This window comes from Psychrobacter sp. T6-1, assembly GCF_052258445.1.
The window spans coordinates 1-4192 of the sequence record NZ_JBQQFC010000218.1 but is presented as its reverse complement, the minus strand read 5'-3'; the positions used below and the strand labels follow the sequence as shown (position 1 = coordinate 4192).

Annotated in this window: 5 protein-coding genes; 3 read left to right on the top strand and 2 right to left on the bottom strand. The window is 44.0% G+C overall.

Features of this window, described 5'->3' with window-relative positions; genetic code table 11:
• Positions 1–480 precede the first annotated feature (480 nt).
• Positions 481–879, bottom strand: a complete 399-nt coding sequence (locus tag ACTXGO_RS10430) for an ATP synthase subunit I (protein WP_435949807.1) — start codon at positions 877–879, stop codon at positions 481–483.
• Positions 880–1071: 192 nt separating this feature from the next.
• A complete protein-coding gene (locus ACTXGO_RS10425; RefSeq protein ID WP_443574390.1) occupies positions 1072–2004 on the bottom strand; it encodes a metal ABC transporter solute-binding protein, Zn/Mn family in 933 nt (310 codons plus the stop codon).
• Positions 2005–2179: 175 nt separating this feature from the next.
• Between ACTXGO_RS10425 and ACTXGO_RS10420 the strand changes: the two genes are divergently transcribed.
• From ACTXGO_RS10420 to ACTXGO_RS10410, 3 genes are all read left to right on the top strand, one after another.
• On the top strand, positions 2180–2689 hold the full coding sequence (locus ACTXGO_RS10420; RefSeq protein WP_443574392.1) for a transcriptional repressor: 510 nt from the start codon (positions 2180–2182) through the stop codon (positions 2687–2689).
• A 52-nt stretch (positions 2690–2741) separates the two neighbouring features.
• Positions 2742–3476 carry a metal ABC transporter ATP-binding protein gene (locus tag ACTXGO_RS10415; RefSeq protein WP_443574388.1) on the top strand — a complete coding sequence of 245 codons (735 nt, stop codon included), beginning with the start codon at positions 2742–2744 and terminating at the stop codon, positions 3474–3476.
• A 61-nt stretch (positions 3477–3537) separates the two neighbouring features.
• A partial coding sequence (locus ACTXGO_RS10410; protein ID WP_443574385.1) for a metal ABC transporter permease occupies positions 3538–4192 on the top strand: 655 nt, incomplete at its 3' end.

Sequence of the window (4192 nt, the reverse complement as noted above, 5' to 3'; positions counted from 1 at the left end):
GGTTCAACTTAAATCACTTAGCAGATAACATCCAACCCGTAGCACCTAAGTAAGTAGCACCTATGTAAATATCTGATTTTGATACAGTTTTATAAATTCTAGCTATCAAAAAAGGGCTTATGAGTAAACATTACCAGCCCTTGAGACCTACACATAGATATTTTGCGTCTGCTTTGTCTATATTAGAGACATGCGCCTAAGCAAAATATTTAGCTGCATATAGTAATGCAGCGTTGTATTCATGTAAAGCAAATTGTGAACTTTTTATTTGTGATAAATACTTGATTGTGATAGGGAACGTATATAAATGTGAGGGTACAGCGATAATAAAGCGATAAATATAATTTGTAAGTACTTTATAACTGCTAAATATTTGTTAGATTTTACAACATTTTCAAAATAAATACCAACATTACTGCGAGTATTTAGCGCCTAATTGGTATCTCGTTAGACATTAACTTATCAGTCCAAACGTACTAGTTAGTTTAGTCGTACCAGCATCCAATTGTAGCTCATTTGCATAACAATAAAGCCTGCAAATAGTGCAGGCGCTGACAACGGTTTTATAAGTATAAAGATTAAAGCAAAGCCAAAGGCCGTCAATACCCATTTGACCGCCTGACCGCGGTAAAGCTGTCTAACAATATGCTCACGCGCACGAAATCCAGTATGCCTAAACACAAATAAGGTAAAGATCATTTGAGTTGCAAAACTTAGGACTGCACCAAGAGCTACTCCTTGAACGATCAAAAGATCGCTTCGTAGCCAAACGATATCTAGCAGCCAAGCTAGAATAATCAAAATCAGCAGTATCCAAACTTGACGTTTGATATGGCGCCCTATCTGATCTTTTTGATTGCGTTTGGCAGGCTGGGTCATTAGTTACCTTGCTAAGTAGAGTCTTACTAAGTAGAGTATCGTGCTTATTTAAACGGTATGACTTTTCTATAAAACATCACTTGCCTTGTATCAGCCGCTTATTGTAATAACCATGCGTTACTTTGGCAAGATAAACGCTGTGCTCCACTGTTTGACTGCTACAACAGCTAAGCCATCAAGCCGTTACAGCAATTAATCAATACAACGGCGCATCTGCTCCGCCATTTGTTGCCAACCTATAACAAAGTCTGTACTGCTGCTCATGTCTTCTGCTTGCACCGTCGTTTTGACTGGTTGGAGTTTGGCGAGTAAGCCTTTGGCAGGATCGCTTTGAGTGACTAGGCACATAGTCGAGTTAGGGCGCTGCTCGTTCAACTTACGCAACTGACTGGCCTTTGGTGACAGGTGATGATCGGTTGTTAGACTACCGACGAGCTGTAGGTTTAAGCTATTCTCGATATAATGATATGCATCATGATACGCCCAATACGGCTGAGCGGTTTTTGAGCCTGATTGTACGCTTGTCACTGCCCTATCCATACGTTGAGCGAATTTTTGCGCATTGGTCTGATATAGATTCTTGTACTGCGGATTGGCGTGGCTATGTATGACGGCTAAGGCGCGTGTGATCGCTTTGGCATTTTGCGGATCAAGCCAAATATGGGGGTCTAAAGTATTGGGGATAGATTTGGCTTGCGCATCACGTAGCGGATAACGCTTAAAAGCATCAAATTTAAAAAGCGCAATGGCATTGGGTGCCCTATTTAAGCTGCTGGCCAAATTATTCTCTAGAGGCTCGCCAAACCAAACCACAAATTTGCTGTCTTGAATGGCTTTTATATCGCGCGGACTGATACTGCCGTGATGACCGACCTCCCCTGCTTGCAGCAGCTGCTTGGCAGGCGGCGCGCCTGCGGTTACCGCTTGGCTTAGTAAAAATAGCGGATAATTACTGACTGTGACCGTAGCAGCTTGTACGCTTATTGCCATAAATCCAAGCATCATTATAGCGGTAGCGAAAAAATAACGCTTAGCCAGCTGAGAGAACGTTCTTAGTACACTAGCTAAAGATTTATGTACAATGAAAAAATTAATCCGTCTAATGGTTAAAAAAAACGTACTCATATTGCAATCCTATAAAAGTCTGGGCTATCGCAAAAGTAGCTATCAAAAACTAGGTAGCACAAAGACAGCCAAAAAAGCGATTAGCTTCTAATTTTCATTATGTTATACTATAACAATAAAGAACGCTACCTTAAAACATCAAACTGACTTAGGAGCTGGTATTGTGACAACTTGCATGCATCCACACGATGTACAGGATTTTACAGTATCTGATATCGCAGCACGCATAAATGCAGCTAAAGAGCAATGCCGCAAGCGCTCGGTACGCTTTACGCCGCTGCGTGAGCAGATATATGATCTGGTATTGCAAGCCAATAAACCAGTAGGCGCTTATGATCTCATCACTCAGTTGCAGCATAGGCGCTCATCTGAGTCTGATACCTCAGTCAATCAAAACCCATCAGCAAGTAAAAATGTTGCACCACCTACGGTTTATCGCAGTTTAGAGTTTTTACTTGAGCAAGGTCTTATCCATCAGTTAACCTCTATTAATGCCTATGTGCCTTGTTGTCATCCGCGAGCGCAGCATACCGCCGCATTTTTGATTTGTGATACTTGTCTGCGAGTGCAAGAGTGCAGCAGCTTGCCGGTGCAAGAGATAATGAGTTTTGCTGAGCAAGATGTCGGCTTTAGCGTCACTCGTAGCGTCATTGAGCTGAGTGGCCGCTGCTCAGATTGCCAGTGATAATCACTATTGAATTATTCATAAACCCAATCATAAGAAGACAACAACCCCTATGAGTGACCAAAAGCTATTAAGCTTAAACAGCGTCAGCTACGATATCGATCAGCTGCGGTTGTTATCTGATATCACTATCGACATCGCCGTGAACGAAACTGTGAGTTTGATCGGGCCTAACGGCGCTGGCAAGTCCACCTTAGTCAAGCTCATCTTGGGTCTCATTACGCCTACTCATGGTCATATTACCGCGCATCAGCCGCTGCAGCTAAGCTATGTGCCGCAGCGTTTTTCAGTGCCGCCTATACTGCCGCTACGGGTACAAGATCTGCTGGCACAAGCTGACAAAAAACGCCTGACACCTACGCAGCGTGACTTTATTTTTGATAATTTGTCCTTGACGTCTTTGCTGATTCGGCAGATGCGTAATTTATCTGGTGGCGAAACTCAGCGCGTATTATTGGCGCGCGCTTTGCTTGATAAGCCCAATTTGCTGATATTAGATGAGCCGATGCAAGGTCTTGATCCAGAGACAGAGGTTTGGCTCTATCAATTTATCGATAAGCTGCCAGATTTTTTGCGCTGCGCTATGCTAGTGGTCTCGCATGATTTGCATTGGGTAATGAAAGGCAGCAGGCGGGTCATTTGCCTCAATAAGCACATTTGCTGTGAAGGTCAGCCCAGCGAGCTTGCGGTTACTACTGAATTTCAAAGACTCTTTGGTCATCATTACGAGCAGCCTTATGTGCACAAACCACATGCTTGTGAGCATCATGCTCCGCATGAGATGTAGTGTTTTTTATATTTAAAATACCTTTTTAAAACTACTTACCCCTTATTAATGGACATCGCTTATGACTGCTTGGTTGGCCATTATTGCTCCTGCTTGGATTGCTGGCAGTATATTAGCGCTCTTGTCAGCGCCGCTCGGTTGCTTAGTGTTATGGCGGCGTATGGCATTCTTTGCTGATGCCTTAGCGCATGGTACCTTGCTTGGCGTAGCGCTTGCGGTGCTGTGGCAGCTGCCTATGGGCGTAGGTATTGCTCTGGTGAGTGTGCTAGTCGTTATAGGGTTGGTGCTCATTGATGATGAGCGTTTGCCAGTGGATGCGGTACTAGCAGTAGTTGCAGTATCGCTACTATGCTTGGGGCTGCTGACGCTGACTCAAATGACCGATCAGCAGGCCAATGTATTAGGATTCTTATTTGGTAACTTGCTGGAGCTTGATTGGCGTGATTTACCTGTGATTGGCGGTAGCGTCGTTATTGGACTTGCGCTACTTAGTTATATCTGGCCTGCCCAAATTAAGCTGGCAACACACGAAGCACTCGCTCGCATTCAAGGCATTAACCCTACTCGCCAGCGCTTATTCTTTATGGGGTTATTAGCAGGGTTTTGCGCTATTGCCTTGCAAGCGGTCGGTAGCCTGTTAATTAGCGGTTTATTGGTATTGCCAGCATTAACCGCGCGCCTATGGTCAGCAACGCCCAAGCAAATGGTTATTTTGT

What these genes read in the sequence shown, in the direction of transcription:
- ACTXGO_RS10430 (WP_435949807.1), bottom strand. Translation starts at nt 879, where the DNA reads ATGACCCAGCCTGCCAAACGCAATCAAAAAGATCAGATAGGGCGCCAT.
- ACTXGO_RS10425 (WP_443574390.1), bottom strand. Translation starts at nt 2,004, where the DNA reads ATGAGTACGTTTTTTTTAACCATTAGACGGATTAATTTTTTCATTGTA.
- ACTXGO_RS10420 (WP_443574392.1), top strand. Translation starts at nt 2,180, where the DNA reads ATGCATCCACACGATGTACAGGATTTTACAGTATCTGATATCGCAGCA.
- ACTXGO_RS10415 (WP_443574388.1), top strand. Translation starts at nt 2,742, where the DNA reads ATGAGTGACCAAAAGCTATTAAGCTTAAACAGCGTCAGCTACGATATC.